Origin of the sequence: Phormidesmis priestleyi ULC007, assembly GCF_003003695.1 — a bacterium.
GTDB lineage: Bacteria > Cyanobacteriota > Cyanobacteriia > Leptolyngbyales > Leptolyngbyaceae > Phormidesmis_A > Phormidesmis_A priestleyi_A.
The window spans coordinates 1-18,985 of record NZ_PVWG01000017.1; the positions used below are offsets into that span (position 1 = coordinate 1).

Below are 18,985 nucleotides of genomic sequence, written 5' to 3' on the forward strand. Positions count from 1 at the left end.
TCGACTCACCCGGATTCCGGGGTCTATCTCGTGAGATTAGGACGACAACGGTGGGCAATTGAAGGCTTCTTCAAAACCATCAAACATCGCTTTGGCTTGGATTGCTTTGGTCAGAAGACTCGGCTAGGAATCTATCGCTGGTTAATGCTGTCTCTCATCGCTGACCTCCTGGCACATTGGGTATCTCAAACCTTTCCCACTTGGGTGCGCCTCGATTGGGGCGAAGTCTGTGTCAAAGCCGTTGCAACACTGCTGCCGCACGTCGCCTGGGTCAAGCTGCTTCGTCAGATTCACAAGCACCGTGACCTCATTAATGAGCAAGGGTTTGAAATTAGCATCAAGCCCCTATCCTCAGCTTATTAGGAATGGTGCAAGATCTGAGTTAAGGCTAAATCCGTTGCGAAATGAAGTGAATCAGTCAATTGAGGCGATTCGGCAGAACGATGATTTGGCGCAAGATTTAGTCGAGAGTTAGGCTTGATCCGATGCGATACATTTTGGACACAGAGCACGTCACGTTGTTAGAAAATGGTGATCTCGCCTGCATCAAACATCTTGACTCGGTTGGCTATGAGCTTGTGGCGTTAACTGCGATCACGGTTGAGGAACGAGTGCAGGGATGGTTGAGTGCGATTCGACGAGCTTCGGCTCCTGCACAGTCTGAACGACTAATCTGGGCTTACGTGGGGTTGCGACAAACGGTGCAGTACCTCAACGGCTTCACGATTTTGGATTGGACGAATTCGGCAAGTCGTCAATTTGCTGAATTGAGAGGGCAGGTACGCATTGGAACTCAGGATTTGAGAATCGCTGCAATCGCACGGTCTACAAATGCAATTCTTGTGACCCGAAATCTGAAGGATTTTTCTCAAGTGCCGGACTTACAGACCGAAGATTGATCAGTGTAAGCCATTTATTCTATGCGATCGCACATTCATCTCAAAGCTGCGATCGCACTAACCAAGATTCAGAGATTAGAAGATTAGCTCTCAAAAGTGAAAAATATTGACATCCCCAAAAGTTGTCAAATTTTCCTAACAATACCCAAAAAAGTAAGGATTGGGGGAAAATTGGGGGAAAGGTTAGAATCGAAGGCTGAAACCCTTACTGCATAGGCATTGAATCGAGGACTGAAAATCCTCGTGTCACGAGTTCAAGTCTCGTTCCTGGCATCTTTTAGATGGAATAAAATATCCCGTAACTCACATTTCAAAGGGGTTACGGGATTTTCGCTTTTTTGCAATCATCCCTAATCATCCCTAATAGTCCCTAATCATCCCCTGTTTTTTAGGTAAGTTTTAGTCAAATGATGAATGGAAGATTGGCACAGGCTAACGGACGGCTGAAAGCTTCTAATGTGGGTGTCAGCATTGAGGCGATGGGGAATCGGCTTTATTTGAGGTCAACCTTTCCGCCCAAACCAGACTCAGGCAGAGAGAAACCATCTCAACAGCGTTTAACGCTTGGCTACCACGCGAACCCGGCTGGTTTGAAGTTGGCAGAGCAAGAAGCGAGAAAAGTCGGTGCGCTGCTCGATTGTCGAGAGTTTTCATGGAAACCGTACTTAAAATTATCTGCGATCGTGCCGTTGAGTGTGGGTGATTGGGTGAGCAGATTTGAGGCTGATTATTTCACTCGACGGCACCGATCGCCCAAAAGCGAAACCACATGGAAGACAGATTATTGTCAGGTTTTTTCTCAGTTGCCATCCGATGAACCTCTCACACTGCAATTGCTTGCGAGTGCTGTCACCGCTACGAAACCAGATTCTAGAAGCCGTCAGCGCTACGTTGATGTCTTGACACAGATAGCAACGTTTGCGGGGCTAGATGCCAATTTTAAGCCATTGAGAGGGAACTACTCACCGAGTAAGGTGACACCGCGTGACTTACCAGTCGATGCGACGATCGCCGCATGGAGGGAGAAAATCCCTAATCCTCAATGGCAATATGTTTACGGGCTGATTGCCACTTATGGGATTAGACCGCACGAGGTGTTTCACTGCAATCTGGATAAATTTCCGGTGCTGCAAGTGGAAGAACCGACCAAAACAGGGCAGAGACGAGTTTACCCGTTCTACCCTGAATGGTTAGAGCAATGGAATTTGAGAGCGGTCAACTTGCCAAAAGTGAGCGGTCGGAATAACTCTGATCTAGGAAGTCGAGTCAGTCACCAGTTCATCCGCTATGAGGTGCCTTTCCCTGCCTACAATTTGCGTCACGCTTGGGCAGTCAGGTCGATGGAGTTTGGCTTAGACATCAGCCTAGCGGCTCAACAGATGGGACATAGCGTGAGAGTCCACAGCGAGATTTATCACGCTTGGATTAGTGAGGAGGTTCATCAGAGAGCATATGAGGCGTTGATGCTGAGACTAGATCGCCCCTTGCCTCCTATCTCATCTCAGGCGGAATCTCTAGAGCCTCCTCACAGCGTTTAAGGTGCCAGCGGTAGGTCGGTCTAGCAGCTTGGGGGCTAGAGATATTTCGCCAATGGATCTTCTCTTTGAAGAGTCCCTCGTCTCGCAGTCTCCAGATATGTTTGACGCTGAAACCCAACTGCTCACACACGGCACTGGTAGGCACCCAATCAGAGGTTCTGCTCATTTGCACCTCCTAACAGATCCAGTTGCACATATTTTCTAGCCTCTACGATCTGCCGCCATTCACGTTCTAGAAAGATAGTCAGGTTCACGAATTCCCCTAGAGATAGGGAGTAGCGCGATTTACGCCACTTGATGAACAGTGGCTCATCTTTCCATCGACCGTTAGGGGCTGACTCTGTGAGGAGGGACACAAGAGCGCTCAACCGACTCAAATCATCACTGTGATCAATCATCGTTTTGCCTCCCATTGCACCCTAAATCGTCTGAAAGCCTTGCTGTAGCGTCTATTCCCTCTGTTTCCACGATTTTAGGGGTGTAAGAATCGCTGAAACGCTGACTGTGTGGGGTATTCCCAGGGGTGCCCCCTAATAAGCTTGTAGGGCATTTTTCTGACTGATCGCCCTTTTCGACATCTTCCAACTTTTCTAGAAACTCGCTCTCACACTCCTCAAACAGCCCGCCGCTTCTCGTTTCACTGATTATTTCTAAACGTAGAAAATCGGGATGCCACAAATCGCGGTGTCGATAGAGAGTGCTGCTACCGATTCCAGCCGCTTTAAGGGCTGTAAATCGAGCGGTAATTTGAGCAGGCAAGGTGCTGGCATTGAGCATCGAGGCGATCGCGGCTTGAATACGTTCTCGTGCTTGGTCGGATTGTTGCTGACTCCAGTTCATTTCAGGTATGGGGTTTGTGTTAGTGGGTGTAGAGCCGTAAGGGAAGTAACGAGTGCTGCTGGTGATGGACCGGGCCCAATGTGCAGCCCGATCGGCGATCTCATGTTGGTGACGGCACCAATCTCGATAACCGGGCAACAGTTTGGCAGTGGTGACGATGTGAGCGATCAACTCTGCGCCGTCCATCTGCTCAAAGATGTAGGACCGCATGGCAATGCGTCCTAGCAAAAAGTTGGTTTGACCGTGACCCGTCCAACCCGTTTCGATATCTGCATTGAGGTCATTGAGGAATTTAGAGGCTTTCCCGGTCAATCGCGGTTGGTCAATGCGCGCCAGGGCGATCACCTTGTCGAGCGCTGCTGTCGTCACGTCGCTGCGTTTCTGGCAAAACTTCCACTGAGACACAAACTCAGTTTTAGAGGGGTAGCAGGTTTCACCGTCGCGATTGAGTAAATAAGAGCCAATCTGCAAGGGCAAGCGATGAGCCTGGTAGAGAGTCGGTGCATCAGCGTCATAGGGTTTGGAGTTGGGAAAGACTTCCAGGTGCCCTTGAGCGATCGTGAACCCGGCATTTTCTAACGCCACTTTCACCGCTAGAGCGACGCGCCAAGTTTTTTGGGGCTGCTCAAAGGGGAAGTAGAGATGAATGCCGCCGCTATAGCTGGACGTGATGGCAATGTGAGCCACTAAACCGAGTGGTTCGAGCGCCTCTAAGATGCGATCGCGGGCAAACGGGTCACGCGCTGGATGGTAAAGCCCGCCCGTGTCAAGGTCGATCATCATGTAGTTGGTTTCAGCCCCAAACCGCACGCCATAGAGATAAGACTGCTGATTGATCAGCCGATCGCTGAGAGGGTGACGGCTTTCTGTCTGCCAGATGGCTTGTGAATTTGCCCAAATGTAATCATGCCGATGGGAGAAAAGTTTAAGAAACTTGTCATCTGGCTCTGGGATGAAGGAGAATCGAGTTGAATTTGAAGTTACAGTTTTCATTTCAAGTTCCTAAACGACGATGGTTTTAGCTAAAACCATTGAAAAAGGCGGAACGCTGGTTACGTTCCGCTTGCTTTTTAGATATGGTTGACGATCGAGCGGATCAGGCTTTTAGCCGCACTGACATCGAGGGCTTCATACTCTGGTTCGACTTCTAAAATGCTGTCCAGCCCGTAATATCTCAGCCCTCGATTGACATTGGGATAGAGAATTTTGTGACAGAGGGCGCTGATCAGTTGGATTTTTTCTTCGTCGGTGAGGGATGTGATGATCTGAATTAGGGGTGTCATGCGATATCCTTTAGGTAATAAGAAATGAAAGTTTGAAGGCGATCGCATTCCCCAGCCGGGAAGAGCGATCGCTTTTTTATGCAGCGTATTCGTCGTCAATGATTTCGACTTCGATACCCGCGTCGTTGTCCTCGTCGAAGTCCAGATCAAAGGTTTGTCTGAGTTCCTTTAACAAGGTTTCTTTTCGATAAATGGGTAGCTCATCAAATAGAGCGATGATCTCGTCGTGAGTTTCGTCTTCAGTCATAGGCACCTCTTGAGAGTGGAGAAGGTCGTCAGAAACCGTAGGGGTAGGGAAATCCCGTGTTTCGTTGGATCATAGGTTTTAGCCACACGGGGACAGGACTGACAATCACAACCCCGTGTAGCTTTATTACACCCAAAAACTTGTCTTCAAGACTTGTCTTTGGGACTAGTCCTGATGATATGATGATAGAAGAAAAGTTGCAATCAGAAGAGGGCAAATCACCCTTGAAAGCGCTTCGTGAAAGGCTAGGAAATATATCTCAAGAGGAACTTGCTAGACGACTAGGCACTTCTGTCGTGTCAATTAGCAGGTGGGAACGTCGCGTCAAACCTATGTCTCTGACAGTCCCTCAAATCAGGGCTTTGCTCAGAGAACTTCGTTCCGCCAATTGGGATATGGAGGCTTTCCTAGAAGAGTCAAGTTCATATGAAAACGCTGAGGCGTGACTCATTCACACTTCAGCGCTAGTAACGATCAGTTAGGAGGTAGACCAGAAAACTTAAACCAGGGCAGAGCGGTAACTCTCCCTGGACGCTCCACAGCCAATTAACCCAACTGTAGAGGACTTAATTATGACCACAAGACCGACCGATAACGCATTTCCCCTTCACAGCACTGACTTCTTTGATGAGAAGCCGATCGGCTCTACCACCCATCACGGACTCAGCAAACGGGAATACTTCGCAGCGATCGCACTGCAAGGGCTGCTCGCTTCCACCCACTGGGAATTCTGCAAGATTGACGATGTGTGGGAGCATCAAGCCCCCTCACTTGAAGACTTTGCAGAGATAGCCGTCGAGCAAGCCGACAAGCTGATCGAAGAGTTATCAATCTCAACTAGATCACTTCAGCGCTAAAAACTCAAACCTGGAAAACTGCCAATGATTAACCTGATCGACTCTCCCCGCAGCCCCCCGGCGCTGGGAGAATAACCCACCCCTCCAGGTAGGGCCAAGGGTGAACTGGTACTTCACCCTCGGCGTTGCCCCATGCGAGATCTCAAACCAACATGGAGCCTTTGTATTATGAATCTTCCGTTACACAGACGATCGCTCAGTGCGATCGTCGCTGCATCGATCGTGGTGCTGTCACCAGCGGCGATCGCCATGACCTACGACGATTTTGGAGACCTTTTTAAGAATGCGGTGAATGGATTGGGCGGCGATCGTCCTCCTACAACCCAGTTCCCAGATGTCCCCATGAACCAGGCACTACAGTCTGGAGCCACCCAATACAGTTCCTTTGGCGCAATCACAGATTCAGAAGTGAACGCCATGAACCATCTACGATTCCCTCAATCCTTCCATGCCATGCGGCGGCGCTTTGGTGCCCCTGCCTATACCCAAGGCAACTCAGAATGGTTCGAGCGCTCTAACGGTCAATTCATCGTCGTCAATTACGACGGCGATCGGGCTGTCTCTATGGAGGCTCGAAACTAATGTTTGGATGGCTCAGTAGACTTTTTTTCTCTGACTACAGCCAACCTGGTAACGGCGGCTGGATGATCGAACTCGATCATCCAGACAAGGGGGATAAGAAGAAGTGAACATCTTCAACTTCCTTTTTGGCATGGATGATACAGGAGAAGAGGCGCGAGATTACATCGCCAAAAACTGCAAAGAAGGCGTAGACCCGCGCTCTAACATCTCAGACTATGGCGAATTTGATGAAGACTCGAACCAGGAGGATCACGATCGCTCTAGCGGAAAGGCATCTAAGCGAGATGCTGATGGGGTTGGTTTTCCCACTTCAGAGGAAACTAAGGCTTATTATGACTCGACTCGATACACTGATATCAAGATCGTTAGGAGGGATGACTAGTGACAGTTCAGATTGAAATTCTAGCTTCTGATGTTCCAGTTACTAAAGCACAGCAAGCGGTTTTAGATGCTCTCAAAGGTCGATCAACCGTAAGCTTTGAGGAGCTGATTGATCAGTCTGGTTTCAGTTCACCACTACCCTTAATCTCACGTCTCAATCACCTAATCGAGCGTGGCAGATTGCGACTTCTGCCTGAGTAGTCAGCGATCGTCCTTTTCTCACAGCTTAGGAACGCACAGAAAGCCCCTTTCAGACCATTCTGAGAGGGGCTTATCATTAAAGAAATTGTAGTTTCTAGCCCATTATGACCACAAACCCAGACGATGAAAGCAAGTTTCAGCAGGTCTTAGACCGTCTCGACAAACTGACGGATGACGTAGAGAAGTCGAATGAGAAAGCCGATCGCTTCAACGATAGATTCAACAACTATCAGCAGGCTACCCAGTGGGTCGTGCAGCTCGCCTTTACCCTCATCGCCTCAGCAACCATCACCGTGATCATCACCTCAGTTTTCAAGCGCTAACCCTCACAACTTGGGAACCTTAAAAAAGCCCCTATCAGATTTCTCTGGTAGGGGCTTCACCGTTCTCAAGGAGACTCAACCATGATCGAAGAAATCAAAATTGATAACTCAGTCATCCCTTTCATGCCTGCTCGATATCACTTGGGGCAGAAAGTCACGGTCGATCGCACCGTTGGCTACATTATCGGCATCCAGCGCGAAAAGTATTCATGGAGCTACCTGGTAGTCGAGGGTGAGCCACCCACTAACGACAGTGATGAAGATTGGCAACCAGAAAGCGCTCTTGTAGAGTAGATCGCCTTATTCTCACCTAAAGCCCCTTTCAGAATGGTCTGAGAGGGGCTTTTAGCTTTCCGAGGGGAATGTTTATAGATGGACAGTCAGTAATGAACCAAATCTATGTCAGCACTTCCCACTAAACCCAGCGCGATCGCCACCACTGAGCAAGAGCTTATGAGGCTGATGATGTATTACCGGGATGTGAATCCGCGGATCAACTGGCTAGAAGAGGCAAACTTTACCATGCCGATCGCTTCCTGGGATTGGAAGCCCAATCCAGAGGGACGAATCCTGTTTGTTGCACGAGCGATCATCGAAGTCGATTCTGCTCTGCTCACGAGCGGAATCAAGCCTTGGATGGCTGCAAAAGAGGTGCCGGGATCTGCCAACCTCACCGGAAACGCCTACACCACCTGATCACAATGGCATTACCATCTTCTAATGCGAGAAGTACGGGGACTAGCTCACCTTCTAGAGGGTTTTCACCCGTCAACGTGCAAGTTCAGCCTGCGAATAAACGGGCTGAACGATCGCAGCGAGTCCAGCAGGCTCAAAAATCGCAGCAAGCGAATAGAGGGTTTCAACCAGGAAACCAACAGATCCAAAGGGCTAACCAGCGATTTCAAGAGTCGAATAACCAGGCTCAAACAGGCAATAGGCAATATCAACCAACAGGGCAGAGAAGCAGTTCTAGCAAATCTCTGTCACCCCTGAATGAAGCCAGACGGCTATCCAATCCGTTAAGCTCTGCTAGTCCTTCACCTCTGCCAACTGCTCAAAGTCCACAGTTTCCATCGGCTCAACGGGCCCCACGACTTCCGATCGCCCGATCGCCCCTTCCACCTAGCCGATCTACTAGACCAAACGTACTCGGAACTGGAGGAGGCGCGGGTACGGCACTGGCTGGCATGGCAATTGAACAGGCCCTTCAATCCGCCGCGTCAGAGAGCGGATACAATTTCACTCCGTCAACACCAGAGCAGAGTGAAAGAAACGACCAAATTCGGCGTGATTTAGCGAGAAAGTTTGGAGAGTCGCTTAACGATTTAGGCAATGCCCTAAAAAACAATGTAGGCAACGCCTTAAAAAATCCTCGGAACGCGTTTGATGATCTATTCGATCGACTCGCTGACCCCTTCAAAAAACACCCCAAAACAGACCCTAAAAACGACGACGGCAGACCCAAAGACACCCCAACTCGCTACACCTACCAATGGCGGGGCTTTAAATTCTACTCAGTCGCTAATATTGGTATTGTTCATGGAAACGCTTTTGGCGGTGCCTATTCAACACTTGGGAGTGTGCCTTGGGATGAATACCACTGGGGAAATCCTCGTATTCCTGGAAATAGGAACGCCGTGCGTATTTCGTTTGAGCGGCTGACTTTCAGCAGTTTTCAAGGTCCATTTGGCGTAGAAAGAGTAGAGTACATTGCCGAGGCTGGAACGATCGAACCCGATCCAAACTACATTCCTCCCTCTTATCAGTTACCCGTAAATCTTCCCCCTGGTAGCCAATCACCGGATGTTAGCGGCTACCCTCCCATCTTCACCGAGGACGATTTCAAGCCACAGCGAGAGCGCAATAACGATCGAGCTAGGCAAGATGAAGCCGATCGCCAATCAGCCCCACCGCATGAACAAGAGAGAGAAGAGGCACTAGATCAACAGCGACGGTTTGCGCCTGACCCTTGGAACGACCCTTTACCCATTCCTACGGAAAGCCCCACACCTCAACCTGAACCTATACAGGCACCTAAGCCCTACCCTTATCCCTACCCCCTTGATTTCCCATCACCAGACCCCGATGAAGGCCCTACTGACTTTCCATCACCAGACCCAACGGCACCCCCTAGTGAACGACTCCTAGAAAAGATCAGACGCATCAAAAGAAAGCTTGACGAACGCTTTCCCCAACCCTCAAATGAACCGCAGACACAAGTCACAATTAATGGGAAGCCTGTCCCACGTCCCAACTCTTCACCTCCACAGCGAATAACAGAATCCATAAATCCTGACGAACCTTACGTGACGATTAACGGTTCTCCAGTGCCACGGACTAGCAATTCTCCTTTGCCAGAAACACGAACGCAAACACCTCCTACAACCACAACTACAACCACAACCACAGCACCGAATACACCGCCAACGACAACTACAACGACAAAGCCTAGAGTACCAGTGGAGCCAATAATAGATCCTACTACTGGATTACCTCTACCATCGCCTGATGAAACGACAACGACAACAACGCCTGATAAGTGCAAAGACCCTTGCATACAAAGTCTCCATGACAAAGCTGATGACAACGCTAAAAAGAAAGAGATAACAGTGAGAGTGTTTAAGGCTTGTACTAAATCTAACGAGGACGGCACAACGCAAGACGAGATAGATTTTGAAGAGGAAACAATTGAAGTTCCAGATAGTGAAGCAGATGTCTACGAACTGCTTTATGAACGCATCTTTGCACTAGAATCGATTCAGTGTGATAAGGACAGTTGCTACGCTGCTGTCCCTGATTGGTGGCAGATACGATTAGGTGCTGATATACCTCAAGCCATTGTGCAGTATGCCGAAGTAAAGGATAACAACAAATTTGGATCTCCCAAGTATGTTGTTTCTATACCTCACTATGGCAAGTCTAAAGAGGCAACAAAATCAAGTGATTTCCCTACCTATACTAAGGGGCAAAGGATGGGGATACTTACCCTTAGAGACAACTCAAAATTGATTATTAATGCCAGTGATGACGATGTTGAACAGGCAATCAAAAAACTGCAAAATTCAATATCTCCTTTATGGTTAACCGACTCAATTTACAGCGACGGCAAGCGTAAAGGAACCGCACTTAAAACAATTCGTGTTGCACCTCGGATAGTCAAATTCTTTCCCACTGGTCAGACCGATCTAAAACCACAATGGATCAAGTATTTTTAGAGAAATATCTATTCAAACCAAAAAGAGTTATTAGCGATGAGCAGTTTGCTCGATTGATAACAACACAGCAGTTTGCAAAGCAATTCTATATACACGAAACGACTGCTTATTCTTGGGCCCAAGTCGGTAAGGTGTGGGCAACTAAAATCGGACGGCGGTGGTACTTTGATCCGCTCTCAGTTGCGGAAGATAAAAGCTAGCAGTGGTTTCTTAGTCGAGGCTTAAGGTACGACAAGAATTTTAAGCCTCGACTAACGAGTTTGAGCGTTGTTTGGGGCACACAAAAAGGGCAACTCTCAACCCTTATAAATCAAATGGCAGCACCAATCACCCCTACGGCAACGACTCTTGAAGGGCAGTTAATCGAAGTTCTCCGCGCAATGGAAGCAGCAGAGAAGGCAATGCCCGAAACGACTCGTGAAAACCGTGTAAGCATCAACCTTGATGTAGATAACGGACGCATTTCTGTTTCTGCAACCTTAAACGCTACCGTTGCGGGCAGCGGGGGCGAAATCAAGTTTCTACCCGTTGTCTACCTGCCTTAATTCCCTATAAACAACCAAAAAAGAGGGCTAAATTATGGCACGGAACGATAGAAGCAATTACTACGCTCGATATGCGGGTAAGACGGGGACAAACATTGCATTTCGCTCCCCTAGCGCGATTTACGAATCGATCAAGGGCGATCTAGGAGTCTTTCTAGTGAGCGAAGCGAATGATCAGGCGATGCTTTATGGATTGGCTGGCCGCTATTTACCCCGGCTGTCTCTCGGATTGGAGCAAACTTTGCTCAATAATCCACTAGGTAATCAAGCTCAAGGGGTCGCTCAAAACACTGTGCGGGTGTTTTGCTCAACGACCAACATCGGTAACGCGATCGCGTCTCTTGTGGGCAAAACCACGCGGGGCCGTCGCATCGTCAAGGTGAACATTCCTAAGCGACGGGTGTTTATCTAATGGATGAATTGCCAGTGATTGAAGGCTTTTTACCTCAAGAAGTAGCGGCAATGATCGCCACCGGAGAGATTGAAATCGAGTACGAGGAAACCGAAACCGTTATCGATACGGTCGGTCTAATTTTGCCTCCTCAGTTTTCTTCACTGGCACATCTTGAGGACTTTGAGGCGAATCTGATTTGGACTCCCGACCGTGAAGTGGATCGGAGCCGACAAACTACCCTGATTCTTCCGTAGATGCTTGCAGATTCTTGGAAACTTGTAGGCGCGGTGAACTTCTATCGCCCTAGCACAGCGCTACCAGGTGCTTTGATGGCAACACTCACCAATCGGGTGATCAAAGTAAAAACAACCTCGTCAACTCCCAACCTTTGGAGACGAGCGGCATATATGCGGCAAGTGGTTGATCGGGCAGAGTTAGAAAGTCGTGTGGTTCCGTTGAATCAAGAAACGATTTTTGAGCTTTCACCTTTGTCCGATCGCTACGGGCTTGTCTTCCTTCCAGTGCGATGGCTCCCTGATCTCACGGTGTGGGTGTGGGAGTACACCGGGAAAGACCCCGATACCCTGAAAACTGACCTCACTCGCATCGAATCGAAAATCGATAACCTTTCTTCTTAATGTGGAACCTGCTTTCTGAGATATCGATTTCGACCCAATGGGACTGGACACCTCCCACGACTGGGGAATGGTTTCGGTTTGAGTTCGAGTTTCTGCAAGAGGTCAAAGTCGATATCGTCCAGGGTGACGGTTTGGCATTGTATGGAGTGCCGATTCGTGTCACCACGAATAATCCACAGGTGCTTTATTTCAAGCGCCCGCCATTCGGCTTGACTGATCAGTGTATTGCAGTTCGCACGGGCGATCGCGCCTATAGAACCTACTCGCTAGGCTGGAAAATCAAAATCTTTGTAACGAATGATGAACCGGAGTCAGAACATCCGGTTGATTTTTCCACACAGCAAGCGCAAATCCTAAATTTATTAGAGGAACTCATGCCACTAGCCCGATCAAATCCAGCAGCCGTTGTTAGCACCGCCGCCACGTCTACACCCGTAACGGCTGCAATCACAAACACAGTCCTATCAGCCGCAAACCCTAACCGGAAGGGTTTAATTTTCTACAGCGCGGCATCCGGTACGCTGTACGTCAATTTAGGGGAAACTGCCAGCCTCACAGACTATTCCTTTAACTTAGGGGCAGGGGATTATCAAGAACTCCCCTTTGGATATGTGGGTGCTGTTAGTGGAATTTGGGATGCAGCCGGGGGTAGTGTTTTTGTAACTGAGTTGAGCTAATGCCACTAACTCAAGCACCCGGCTCATCTCAGCCAACGGCGATCGATGCCTCTGCTGTCACAAATCTCGAACCCTATGTAGTGGGATTGATTCAGACGAATAACGCCAATAATCAGGGGCTAATCTGGCAATCGATCGCGAGCGCTACTAATCTCGTGGCAAATAATGGCTATTTCCTTGATTTAGCAGGGGCATCTGGCAACACCGATCTAACTCTGCCAGCGAATCCCACAGCAGGGCAGGTGATCAGCCTCATCTATATAGGTGCTACCTCTCTGCTCAAAAAAGCGATCGTGCGACGCAATGGCAAACTGATTAGTTCGGCAGCGATCGATTTGCAGATCTACACCAAAGATCAGCGCCTCACCCTCACCTATGTCAGTGCGGCTGTGGGATGGTTTGCTGAGAGTGCAAGAGCGATCGAGTCGTATCAATCAAGCGTTATTCTCACCCGTCCAGCGACTACAACGGTTGCTCAGAACGGGATTTTCAACTATCTAGGCACCAACTTAAACACGGGCACTTATCTAAATCCATTTTTACCTAGCACGAACCCGCTCCGACCCAGACGCGCTATATTTTGCGCTCGACTGGGATGGACTAATGTGAGTGCGGCTATTTTGATGGCCGATAAGAGTACCACCGCTACCCTTACAAATCGAGTCGATCCGGCTGCTGATTCTGCTAGTTTTTTCATCCTTTTCTACAACTCTGAAGCGAAGGCACCCATTCAGGTCAAGTTGAGTTCAATTTATATGCAGTTTGCTTTTACAGGAGGCATCTACACCCCTAAAACTTTCAATATTCGAGGAGCAAAGAATCTAGGGGTAAATCTTGCTCTATCGGATGTAGAGGCGAAAATAACATCCACGGTTCAATCACTTTTACCGCAGCAAGATTCAAGAATTCTTATCTCTCCTGATTGGGCAAACCTGGCAACCTTTACAGATACCAACACTGGTTTCACGGGAAACTATTACGGCAATTCAGGCGCTAACGCCACCGTGAGCAAATTTTACGATCTGAATGCGGCTGATTTTTATCCGGCTTATATGATCACCTCGCTGCCTTCAGTGGTGAATGGCACGGCATTCGAGGGGTGGGAGATCAGGCAGATGGAACTCTATGGGGAGGTGATCGCAGCATGAACCCCCAATTTGATACAAAAACTCTTATCTCACTTGCCACTTTTCTAGCAGGTGCCGGATCTGCCGTTTGGGGAATGGTGCGATGGTATGGCGACGGAGAAAAGAAGCGCTATGCAGCCGAACGGGATTTTGAACACTTGAGAAAGAGTCAAGAACAAATGAGGCAGTCGATCCTCTTGCTGACTAGAGAGATTGATGAGTTAAGCGACGATATGAAAATACATCTGGCAGTCTTTAACGTTATGTTGGCTCAGAACGGGCAAAGCGTTTCTGGAATTTTGGGCTATAAAAGGAAAAATGAATCAACCTCAGATCGAGACTAATCTCAATACCGAGTTGATGAAAAGCATTAAAAATCTGCTCAAGAATCTGATTGATCACTTTCTGATGGGACGCGTCGAGACGGCGATCGCCCTGGAGGAAGTGGCTTCAGAAATCAGGCAAAAAATAGAAGAGAGGGCAGCGACTCAGCATCATTAGGCTGTTTTTGTCTCTGTTCAGATAATTACAATGCAGCGTCTAAATTAGTCACACTTTAGTCAAGTTTTGCAACTGGATTATTGAAAGCTAAACACATTAAAGCTTTCAGCAATCAGGCTTATGGGCTGAAAATCCTCGTGTCACGAGTTCAAGTCTCGTTCCTGGCATATTTATGATGCAATAGGGCACCTCGAAAAATTCATGAGAGCAGTCTTAAGTGAGATAGATGTGAGATCATAGTCATAGAGCAGTGATAGAGCAATTGCAATGACACAGCCTGGGTTTTGGGATTGGGAAACGCGCCAAGATAAGCTGAACCAGAAGCAGCCGGCTACCGATTTAAGCCGGGACAGGAAGGCCCTGAGCAGATGGAATTCGCCTCAGCATAGAAAACCCCTGCGACCCAGCGCGAGGGCAAGTATCCTATCCTCAAGGGTTAAATGAGGGAACGGATGAGACTCAATATACGAGAACGGTGTCAAAAAGTCTTCCAAGCATTTTCCGCAAAAGGACACCTGACGATTCGAGCCATTGCTCAGGCAACCGGGATTTCCAAGAGTAGTGTGCATCGACATCAGCAAGCCATGAAGCATCGGCATCAGCATCCAGAGTCAGAGGTGTGGGAGAGTCCCGTCGGAGCGCAGTGGTTAAAACGGCTGGGGATTGCCACAATCTTTATCTTCTGCTTCAAACGAGGGGTGGGCTGTGAGAGCTTAGCTGAGTTTTTCCGACTGCTGGGACTGGAACAGCATGTAGGGGTCTCCGTTAGCTCCTTGCGCCAGATTCGCACTCAGATGGAGACGCAAATTCTGGACTATCAACGTCTGCCACAGTCTCAGTTAGAGCATCCTCAAACGCCGGTTGAAGCGTGTGTCAGCGTCGATGAAACGTTCTTTGACCAGGTGGTGTTAGTCCTGTGGACTTGCCCAGTGGATTCATCCTGGTGGAGGAGATGTCCCAGGACTATCGGTATGAGACTTGGCAGCATCACACCCAGCAGGCGTTGAGCAAACTAGGGTTGAACATCCACTACTGCGTCAGTGACCGAGCCAAAGCCTTGGTCAAACTCGCGCTTGATGAACTGGGATGTCCGAGTATCGCCGATCTGTTTCATGCGTTGCGGGAACTGTCGCAAGGGATCGGCAGTGAGTTGTCTGATCGTCTGTTTCGAGTCAACCGGCGACTTCGCGAATTGGGTGACCCAGCAGCAAACGCCTCCTTAAAGCAGCAACTGCAAGTCCAGCAAAGCGGGTTAGAGCAGGCTCAAGCCCAATATCGCTCCATCTTGCATCACCTGACGACCACGCTCCATCCTTTTGCGATTCGGCTGGGTATTCCTCAGACGAGCAAAAGGGTTGAATCTGAATTCCAACAGCAAGCGACCATCCTGAACACTCTGAAACAAACCTATCAATTGTCAGATAAACCGGGCAGTCCCTCCAAGTTTGAGCGTCAGCGGCACGACTTGGCAGCCGTGGTTGACCTCTGGTGGGAGTGGGTCGAGCAACGCTTGAGCGCTCAAAACTGTGACCTATCCACTGGTGATTGGGTGAAGCAGTCCCTGTTGCCTGCCCACTATTGGCACCAGCAAAGTGTTCGCACTAAAACCCCAACCCTCAAGGCTGCTTACCAAATCGCTGCCCAACACGCTCAAGCAGCGTTGATGCGCCACCCTATCACGACGGCGATGTCTTGCAAGCAGTTCACCCAGTGGCAAACTTGGGCAACCTCGATGGTGACTAAATTCCAACGCACCTCTTCTCCAGTCGAAGGACGCAACGGCTACTTAAGTCAGATTCATCACAATCGCCGAGGATTATCGACCCGACGTTTACGGGTGATGACCACGATCCACAACTTCCATCTCCAACGCTCTGATGGCTCGACAGCGGCTGAATGATGTCAGCCGCGTGATTAACGATTGGCTCTATCAACTGAGATTTCTGATTTATTTAGTCGTCATCGCTTGAGGAGTAGCAGTCATTAATTTTGGACTGTTGGGCAGAGCGCTGAATCGATTGGGTCTGGCTCCGCGCACACTGATTGGCCTACCTGGAATTTTAATTTCCCCCTTTCTGCACGTCGATTGGCAGCATTTAGAGGGAAATACTGTGTTTTATTTTATCTTCGGTGGGTTGGTGTTTCTCAGAGAACCGAGTGAATTTGGAGCCATTACGGGCGCGATCGCCGTGATTTCGGGTTCTGTCATCTGGCTAATCGGTAGACCTGCCAGATATGTAGGCGCAAGTGGCGTGCTATTTGGTTATATAGGATTTTTATGGTCGTTTGCGTATTTCGATCGCAATCTCTCGTCTGTGCTGATGCTGGTGATGACCCTCATGGTAGTGGTCTTTACTCAACGATTTGGGCACACCCTTTGGCTAATTTTACCAATTCGTAAAGGTATGGCTTGGGATGGACATCTCGTAGGTTTGTTGACGGGAATTTTTGTGGCGCGTCATTTGCTAACGCTCAAAGGTTGGTTTGATCAGTTGATAGATGGCTTAAATCGGTTGGGATCGTCACTGACATAGTGAACAAAAGAACTGTCGTCCCTTAATTCCACTCGCCGCTATCAAGATTCAACCCCATCCACGTCAGGCATTTTTGCATCTCCTGGTGCATGGTTTTAGCGTCTGCATGATAGCGCCGTCCGTGCCCTGGTAAAACCCATTCAAATGAATAGTTCGCCAGTTTTTGCATCGATCGCTGCAATTCTTCCCACGAATACCAGCAGGCTTCGCGAAACCCAACCAGGTGATTTTGACGTGCAGACCAAGCGAGATGATCGCCAGTAAACAAGAACTTATTTTGATAGAGCAGAACGGTGTGTCCCTTGGTGTGACCGGGGACGGGAATGATCAACAAATCTGGCTCTAGCTGAATCGGATCTGATCCCGTGAGTTTGAGTTCTACGCTTTGAGTGCCGCGATTGACTTCATCGGTATGGAGAATGCGATCGCAACCAAAATGATCGTGAAATTTCTGGTGATCGGCAACATCGTCACGATGCGTCAAATAGAGATAGCGAATGCCGCCCATTGCTTCTAAGCGTTTAACCAGTGGAGGCGCAAATCGAGGAGAATCGACCAGAATATTTCCTTCGGGACGTTGAATGAAATAACTGGCGGCTCCGAACGAGTTTTCGGCGTGATAGCCACAGTGATAGACGTTTTCGGCGACTAAAACCGGAAAGCTCTGCTGCGCGATTTTGATGTCTGTCGGTTTCTCAACGGTGCCGATCGACGCAGTAGGACACGCCAACAATGCCTGCATCGCGTGCAAACGTTCACTTTCGCTTTGAGGCTGATGAAAAACTACCGATCTTCCGGCTTCTCGATCAAAAATATCAGGAGCCATCCATCGACAAGTGTCACAATCGATGCAGGTTTGATCCACGTAGAAGTCGCCCTCAACGTTTTCGGGGCGGCGTTGGGTGAGGTGAGCCATAGTTAAATAATCAAGGAGTGTTTGACTTTCTAACTAAATCATACTCGTTATGAATATGAGATAGGGTGAAATTCTCCTTAATTTGACGTGAGTTCGATAGGAGTGGTTCACTCCGATTATGAATTCGGGAAGCCCCCTAAATCCCCCAAGATTGGGGGACTTTGAACCAGAAATTTTGGCTTAAAGTCCCCCAAAGTGGGGGATTTAGGGGGCAGAAGCCGCTGAGAACGAAGTGAAAACCTCGTCGAACTCACGTTAATTTGAGTTACTGCCCGCAAGATGCCTCGTTGGGCTTTGGGGTTGCGTCAGGATAGAAGGTGACGATCGCTCGATTAGTTTTTACAAATACCGCTTGAAAGGGCGGTGCTGACGAGGCATCACGCACGGTATAAAGACAAGCTTGGTTGGCACTAGCGGTAGTTCTAAAAGCTTTAAATGCGCGAGTCGCATCGACCAAAATCTCTTGGGCATTGCTGACGTAGGAGTAACCTTTTTTAGAATCTCTGGTGATGACTCGATCGCCCTGCCGAATCTCTACACCTAATGTATAAACTTCTCCAGCAATCACTTCTTCGGCTTTAGAATTGTTAGGCAACCGTCCAGCAATGCCCTGATTTTGCAGTTGCAGATATCGCCCGACAAAGTGCAGACCGCCGATTTGAGTTGCCCCTCGCATCTGTCCACAAAAAATATGCTCAAAGGCACGGCGGTCTGACCATATTGTCACCAAATCATCGCGAAATTGATTGTCACTGCGCCGACCTGAAAACAATTCTCCACCCACGGTTTGTTTAATTTGCTGCACCACTTGGGGCGACTCTGACAGCAATCTTCTAATACTGATGGTGCTGACCTTACTGCCAAAGGTTCCACAGGTATTTAGCACTTTTTGATCAAACGCATTCAGCGAAGGTGGAACCGGAGTAATATCAACTTTTTGATTTCTAGGAAAGCGAACCGTAACTAGATTATCAGCTTGATCAAAGAAGGGAAGTAAACCTGATTTTGTAGATTTTGCAGGGCGTTTTTTTGCAGAATCAACGGTTTGAGGTTGAAGAGATTGAGCCGAAACAGACTGAATCAGTGGTAATGATACGCCTGCTATTAGCAGCAATGCAACTCCATACACACCCCTCGTAACCAATCTGACCATAAGACACCTTAACAATAAATTTTAGTCAACCATAACTCTCTCAGTAGACTCTAAAAGAGCCTTCCTTTGTTCCAATCAGGGTTGAAAATTAGGGTTGATCAGTCATCATTGGAACAACCACCTTTTTTATTTCA

At 48.6% G+C, this 18,985-nt stretch carries 30 protein-coding genes and 1 pseudogene; 24 read left to right on the forward strand and 7 right to left on the reverse strand.

The window, feature by feature from the left end:
• The 3 genes and pseudogenes from C7B65_RS28800 to C7B65_RS15100 all read left to right on the forward strand — a co-directional run.
• A pseudogene (locus C7B65_RS28800) lies at nucleotides 1-187 on the forward strand (transposase); the annotation flags it as partial.
• A 298-nt stretch (nucleotides 188-485) separates the two neighbouring features.
• The gene (locus C7B65_RS15095) at nucleotides 486-899 is read left to right on the forward strand and encodes a type II toxin-antitoxin system VapC family toxin (protein ID WP_073072736.1); all 414 of its coding nucleotides are present in this window, start codon (nucleotides 486-488) and stop codon (nucleotides 897-899) included.
• 407 nt (nucleotides 900-1,306) lie between these two features.
• A complete protein-coding gene (locus C7B65_RS15100; RefSeq protein WP_073072735.1) occupies nucleotides 1,307-2,437 on the forward strand; it encodes a site-specific integrase in 1,131 nt (376 codons plus the stop codon).
• Here C7B65_RS15100 and C7B65_RS15105 read toward each other — a convergent pair.
• The 5 genes from C7B65_RS15105 to C7B65_RS27860 form a co-directional block, all read right to left on the reverse strand.
• Nucleotides 2,391-2,603, reverse strand: coding sequence for a hypothetical protein (locus C7B65_RS15105; protein ID WP_073072733.1), 213 nt, complete (start codon nucleotides 2,601-2,603; stop codon nucleotides 2,391-2,393). The two genes, C7B65_RS15100 and C7B65_RS15105, sit on opposite strands and share 47 nt — an antisense overlap.
• Complete coding sequence (locus C7B65_RS15110; protein ID WP_106254050.1) at nucleotides 2,587-2,835, reverse strand: hypothetical protein; 249 nt, start codon at nucleotides 2,833-2,835, stop codon at nucleotides 2,587-2,589. Before C7B65_RS15110 ends, C7B65_RS15105 begins: the two co-directional genes overlap by 17 nt.
• Entirely contained in the window at nucleotides 2,828-4,270 is a 1,443-nt protein-coding gene (locus tag C7B65_RS15115; RefSeq protein WP_073072730.1) for a hypothetical protein, read from the reverse strand. Before C7B65_RS15115 ends, C7B65_RS15110 begins: the two co-directional genes overlap by 8 nt.
• Nucleotides 4,271-4,347: 77 nt before the next feature.
• Entirely contained in the window at nucleotides 4,348-4,659 is a 312-nt protein-coding gene (locus tag C7B65_RS15120; RefSeq protein ID WP_143162063.1) for a hypothetical protein, read from the reverse strand.
• Nucleotides 4,637-4,807: a hypothetical protein gene (locus C7B65_RS27860; RefSeq protein ID WP_181314410.1), complete on the reverse strand. Its 171-nt coding sequence runs from the start codon at nucleotides 4,805-4,807 to the stop codon at nucleotides 4,637-4,639. Before C7B65_RS27860 ends, C7B65_RS15120 begins: the two co-directional genes overlap by 23 nt.
• Nucleotides 4,808-4,989: 182 nt before the next feature.
• Between C7B65_RS27860 and C7B65_RS29625 the strand changes: the two genes are divergently transcribed.
• The 21 genes from C7B65_RS29625 to C7B65_RS15225 all read left to right on the forward strand — a co-directional run bounded on the left by C7B65_RS29625 (nucleotide 4,990) and on the right by C7B65_RS15225 (nucleotide 16,782).
• Complete coding sequence (locus tag C7B65_RS29625) at nucleotides 4,990-5,253, forward strand: helix-turn-helix domain-containing protein (RefSeq protein ID WP_073072744.1); 264 nt, start codon at nucleotides 4,990-4,992, stop codon at nucleotides 5,251-5,253.
• A gap of 126 nt (nucleotides 5,254-5,379) precedes the next feature.
• Nucleotides 5,380-5,664, forward strand: coding sequence for a hypothetical protein (locus C7B65_RS15130; protein WP_073072726.1), 285 nt, complete (start codon nucleotides 5,380-5,382; stop codon nucleotides 5,662-5,664).
• A gap of 168 nt (nucleotides 5,665-5,832) precedes the next feature.
• Nucleotides 5,833-6,246 (forward strand): hypothetical protein, encoded by a 414-nt coding sequence (locus tag C7B65_RS15135; RefSeq protein ID WP_073072724.1) that lies wholly within the window; start codon nucleotides 5,833-5,835, stop codon nucleotides 6,244-6,246.
• 130 nt (nucleotides 6,247-6,376) lie between these two features.
• Nucleotides 6,377-6,628: a hypothetical protein gene (locus tag C7B65_RS15140; RefSeq protein WP_073072723.1), complete on the forward strand. Its 252-nt coding sequence runs from the start codon at nucleotides 6,377-6,379 to the stop codon at nucleotides 6,626-6,628.
• Nucleotides 6,628-6,828 carry a hypothetical protein gene (locus C7B65_RS15145; RefSeq protein ID WP_073072721.1) on the forward strand — a complete coding sequence of 67 codons (201 nt, stop codon included), beginning with the start codon at nucleotides 6,628-6,630 and terminating at the stop codon, nucleotides 6,826-6,828. The genes C7B65_RS15140 and C7B65_RS15145 overlap by 1 nt, the downstream gene beginning before the upstream one ends.
• A gap of 104 nt (nucleotides 6,829-6,932) precedes the next feature.
• Complete coding sequence (locus C7B65_RS15150; protein WP_073072719.1) at nucleotides 6,933-7,151, forward strand: ssr2422 family thylakoid membrane protein; 219 nt, start codon at nucleotides 6,933-6,935, stop codon at nucleotides 7,149-7,151.
• An 81-nt stretch (nucleotides 7,152-7,232) separates the two neighbouring features.
• Nucleotides 7,233-7,445, forward strand: a complete 213-nt coding sequence (locus C7B65_RS15155) for a hypothetical protein (RefSeq protein WP_073072717.1) — start codon at nucleotides 7,233-7,235, stop codon at nucleotides 7,443-7,445.
• Between the two features lie 105 nt (nucleotides 7,446-7,550).
• Complete coding sequence (locus tag C7B65_RS15160) at nucleotides 7,551-7,847, forward strand: hypothetical protein (RefSeq protein WP_073072716.1); 297 nt, start codon at nucleotides 7,551-7,553, stop codon at nucleotides 7,845-7,847.
• Nucleotides 7,848-7,852: 5 nt separating this feature from the next.
• Complete coding sequence (locus tag C7B65_RS15165; RefSeq protein ID WP_143162062.1) at nucleotides 7,853-10,366, forward strand: hypothetical protein; 2,514 nt, start codon at nucleotides 7,853-7,855, stop codon at nucleotides 10,364-10,366.
• Nucleotides 10,348-10,566, forward strand: coding sequence for a helix-turn-helix domain-containing protein (locus tag C7B65_RS15170; RefSeq protein ID WP_073072712.1), 219 nt, complete (start codon nucleotides 10,348-10,350; stop codon nucleotides 10,564-10,566). Before C7B65_RS15165 ends, C7B65_RS15170 begins: the two co-directional genes overlap by 19 nt.
• Nucleotides 10,567-10,680: 114 nt before the next feature.
• Nucleotides 10,681-10,911 (forward strand): hypothetical protein, encoded by a 231-nt coding sequence (locus C7B65_RS15175; protein WP_073072710.1) that lies wholly within the window; start codon nucleotides 10,681-10,683, stop codon nucleotides 10,909-10,911.
• A gap of 34 nt (nucleotides 10,912-10,945) precedes the next feature.
• Nucleotides 10,946-11,323: a hypothetical protein gene (locus tag C7B65_RS15180; RefSeq protein ID WP_073072708.1), complete on the forward strand. Its 378-nt coding sequence runs from the start codon at nucleotides 10,946-10,948 to the stop codon at nucleotides 11,321-11,323.
• A complete protein-coding gene (locus C7B65_RS15185) occupies nucleotides 11,323-11,559 on the forward strand; it encodes a hypothetical protein (RefSeq protein WP_073072706.1) in 237 nt (78 codons plus the stop codon). Before C7B65_RS15180 ends, C7B65_RS15185 begins: the two co-directional genes overlap by 1 nt.
• Nucleotides 11,560-11,943 carry a hypothetical protein gene (locus C7B65_RS15190; protein WP_073072704.1) on the forward strand — a complete coding sequence of 128 codons (384 nt, stop codon included), beginning with the start codon at nucleotides 11,560-11,562 and terminating at the stop codon, nucleotides 11,941-11,943.
• The gene (locus C7B65_RS15195; RefSeq protein ID WP_083582989.1) at nucleotides 11,943-12,620 is read left to right on the forward strand and encodes a hypothetical protein; all 678 of its coding nucleotides are present in this window, start codon (nucleotides 11,943-11,945) and stop codon (nucleotides 12,618-12,620) included. The genes C7B65_RS15190 and C7B65_RS15195 overlap by 1 nt, the downstream gene beginning before the upstream one ends.
• The gene (locus C7B65_RS15200) at nucleotides 12,620-13,768 is read left to right on the forward strand and encodes a hypothetical protein (protein WP_073072702.1); all 1,149 of its coding nucleotides are present in this window, start codon (nucleotides 12,620-12,622) and stop codon (nucleotides 13,766-13,768) included. The genes C7B65_RS15195 and C7B65_RS15200 overlap by 1 nt, the downstream gene beginning before the upstream one ends.
• Entirely contained in the window at nucleotides 13,765-14,091 is a 327-nt protein-coding gene (locus C7B65_RS15205; protein ID WP_073072700.1) for a hypothetical protein, read from the forward strand. The genes C7B65_RS15200 and C7B65_RS15205 overlap by 4 nt, the downstream gene beginning before the upstream one ends.
• Nucleotides 14,066-14,248: a hypothetical protein gene (locus C7B65_RS15210; RefSeq protein ID WP_073072698.1), complete on the forward strand. Its 183-nt coding sequence runs from the start codon at nucleotides 14,066-14,068 to the stop codon at nucleotides 14,246-14,248. The genes C7B65_RS15205 and C7B65_RS15210 overlap by 26 nt, the downstream gene beginning before the upstream one ends.
• Before the next feature lie 452 nt (nucleotides 14,249-14,700).
• Entirely contained in the window at nucleotides 14,701-15,255 is a 555-nt protein-coding gene (locus tag C7B65_RS15215) for a helix-turn-helix domain-containing protein (protein ID WP_181314411.1), read from the forward strand.
• The gene (locus C7B65_RS15220; protein ID WP_143162061.1) at nucleotides 15,201-16,148 is read left to right on the forward strand and encodes a DUF6399 domain-containing protein; all 948 of its coding nucleotides are present in this window, start codon (nucleotides 15,201-15,203) and stop codon (nucleotides 16,146-16,148) included. Before C7B65_RS15215 ends, C7B65_RS15220 begins: the two co-directional genes overlap by 55 nt.
• A 118-nt stretch (nucleotides 16,149-16,266) precedes the next feature.
• Nucleotides 16,267-16,782: a rhomboid family intramembrane serine protease gene (locus tag C7B65_RS15225; protein WP_223257400.1), complete on the forward strand. Its 516-nt coding sequence runs from the start codon at nucleotides 16,267-16,269 to the stop codon at nucleotides 16,780-16,782.
• A 22-nt stretch (nucleotides 16,783-16,804) separates the two neighbouring features.
• Here C7B65_RS15225 and C7B65_RS15230 read toward each other — a convergent pair whose 3' ends face one another.
• Both C7B65_RS15230 and C7B65_RS15235 read right to left on the reverse strand, forming a co-directional pair.
• Entirely contained in the window at nucleotides 16,805-17,698 is an 894-nt protein-coding gene (locus C7B65_RS15230) for an MBL fold metallo-hydrolase (RefSeq protein ID WP_073072691.1), read from the reverse strand.
• A gap of 265 nt (nucleotides 17,699-17,963) precedes the next feature.
• Complete coding sequence (locus C7B65_RS15235; RefSeq protein WP_106254052.1) at nucleotides 17,964-18,851, reverse strand: EndoU domain-containing protein; 888 nt, start codon at nucleotides 18,849-18,851, stop codon at nucleotides 17,964-17,966.
• Between the last annotated feature and the right edge of the window lie 134 nt (nucleotides 18,852-18,985).

What these genes read in the sequence shown, in the direction of transcription:
- C7B65_RS15095 (WP_073072736.1), top strand. Translation starts at nt 486, where the DNA reads ATGCGATACATTTTGGACACAGAGCACGTCACGTTGTTAGAAAATGGT.
- C7B65_RS15100 (WP_073072735.1), top strand. Translation starts at nt 1,307, where the DNA reads ATGATGAATGGAAGATTGGCACAGGCTAACGGACGGCTGAAAGCTTCT.
- C7B65_RS15105 (WP_073072733.1), bottom strand. Translation starts at nt 2,603, where the DNA reads ATGAGCAGAACCTCTGATTGGGTGCCTACCAGTGCCGTGTGTGAGCAG.
- C7B65_RS15110 (WP_106254050.1), bottom strand. Translation starts at nt 2,835, where the DNA reads ATGATTGATCACAGTGATGATTTGAGTCGGTTGAGCGCTCTTGTGTCC.
- C7B65_RS15115 (WP_073072730.1), bottom strand. Translation starts at nt 4,270, where the DNA reads ATGAAAACTGTAACTTCAAATTCAACTCGATTCTCCTTCATCCCAGAG.
- C7B65_RS27860 (WP_181314410.1), bottom strand. Translation starts at nt 4,807, where the DNA reads ATGACTGAAGACGAAACTCACGACGAGATCATCGCTCTATTTGATGAG.
- C7B65_RS29625 (WP_073072744.1), top strand. Translation starts at nt 4,990, where the DNA reads ATGATAGAAGAAAAGTTGCAATCAGAAGAGGGCAAATCACCCTTGAAA.
- C7B65_RS15130 (WP_073072726.1), top strand. Translation starts at nt 5,380, where the DNA reads ATGACCACAAGACCGACCGATAACGCATTTCCCCTTCACAGCACTGAC.
- C7B65_RS15135 (WP_073072724.1), top strand. Translation starts at nt 5,833, where the DNA reads ATGAATCTTCCGTTACACAGACGATCGCTCAGTGCGATCGTCGCTGCA.
- C7B65_RS15140 (WP_073072723.1), top strand. Translation starts at nt 6,377, where the DNA reads ATGGATGATACAGGAGAAGAGGCGCGAGATTACATCGCCAAAAACTGC.
- C7B65_RS15150 (WP_073072719.1), top strand. Translation starts at nt 6,933, where the DNA reads ATGACCACAAACCCAGACGATGAAAGCAAGTTTCAGCAGGTCTTAGAC.
- C7B65_RS15155 (WP_073072717.1), top strand. Translation starts at nt 7,233, where the DNA reads ATGATCGAAGAAATCAAAATTGATAACTCAGTCATCCCTTTCATGCCT.
- C7B65_RS15160 (WP_073072716.1), top strand. Translation starts at nt 7,551, where the DNA reads ATGTCAGCACTTCCCACTAAACCCAGCGCGATCGCCACCACTGAGCAA.
- C7B65_RS15165 (WP_143162062.1), top strand. Translation starts at nt 7,853, where the DNA reads ATGGCATTACCATCTTCTAATGCGAGAAGTACGGGGACTAGCTCACCT.
- C7B65_RS15170 (WP_073072712.1), top strand. Translation starts at nt 10,348, where the DNA reads ATGGATCAAGTATTTTTAGAGAAATATCTATTCAAACCAAAAAGAGTT.
- C7B65_RS15175 (WP_073072710.1), top strand. Translation starts at nt 10,681, where the DNA reads ATGGCAGCACCAATCACCCCTACGGCAACGACTCTTGAAGGGCAGTTA.
- C7B65_RS15180 (WP_073072708.1), top strand. Translation starts at nt 10,946, where the DNA reads ATGGCACGGAACGATAGAAGCAATTACTACGCTCGATATGCGGGTAAG.
- C7B65_RS15185 (WP_073072706.1), top strand. Translation starts at nt 11,323, where the DNA reads ATGGATGAATTGCCAGTGATTGAAGGCTTTTTACCTCAAGAAGTAGCG.
- C7B65_RS15190 (WP_073072704.1), top strand. Translation starts at nt 11,560, where the DNA reads ATGCTTGCAGATTCTTGGAAACTTGTAGGCGCGGTGAACTTCTATCGC.
- C7B65_RS15195 (WP_083582989.1), top strand. Translation starts at nt 11,943, where the DNA reads ATGTGGAACCTGCTTTCTGAGATATCGATTTCGACCCAATGGGACTGG.
- C7B65_RS15200 (WP_073072702.1), top strand. Translation starts at nt 12,620, where the DNA reads ATGCCACTAACTCAAGCACCCGGCTCATCTCAGCCAACGGCGATCGAT.
- C7B65_RS15205 (WP_073072700.1), top strand. Translation starts at nt 13,765, where the DNA reads ATGAACCCCCAATTTGATACAAAAACTCTTATCTCACTTGCCACTTTT.
- C7B65_RS15210 (WP_073072698.1), top strand. Translation starts at nt 14,066, where the DNA reads ATGAATCAACCTCAGATCGAGACTAATCTCAATACCGAGTTGATGAAA.
- C7B65_RS15215 (WP_181314411.1), top strand. Translation starts at nt 14,701, where the DNA reads ATGAGACTCAATATACGAGAACGGTGTCAAAAAGTCTTCCAAGCATTT.
- C7B65_RS15220 (WP_143162061.1), top strand. Translation starts at nt 15,201, where the DNA reads ATGTCCCAGGACTATCGGTATGAGACTTGGCAGCATCACACCCAGCAG.
- C7B65_RS15230 (WP_073072691.1), bottom strand. Translation starts at nt 17,698, where the DNA reads ATGGCTCACCTCACCCAACGCCGCCCCGAAAACGTTGAGGGCGACTTC.
- C7B65_RS15235 (WP_106254052.1), bottom strand. Translation starts at nt 18,851, where the DNA reads ATGGTCAGATTGGTTACGAGGGGTGTGTATGGAGTTGCATTGCTGCTA.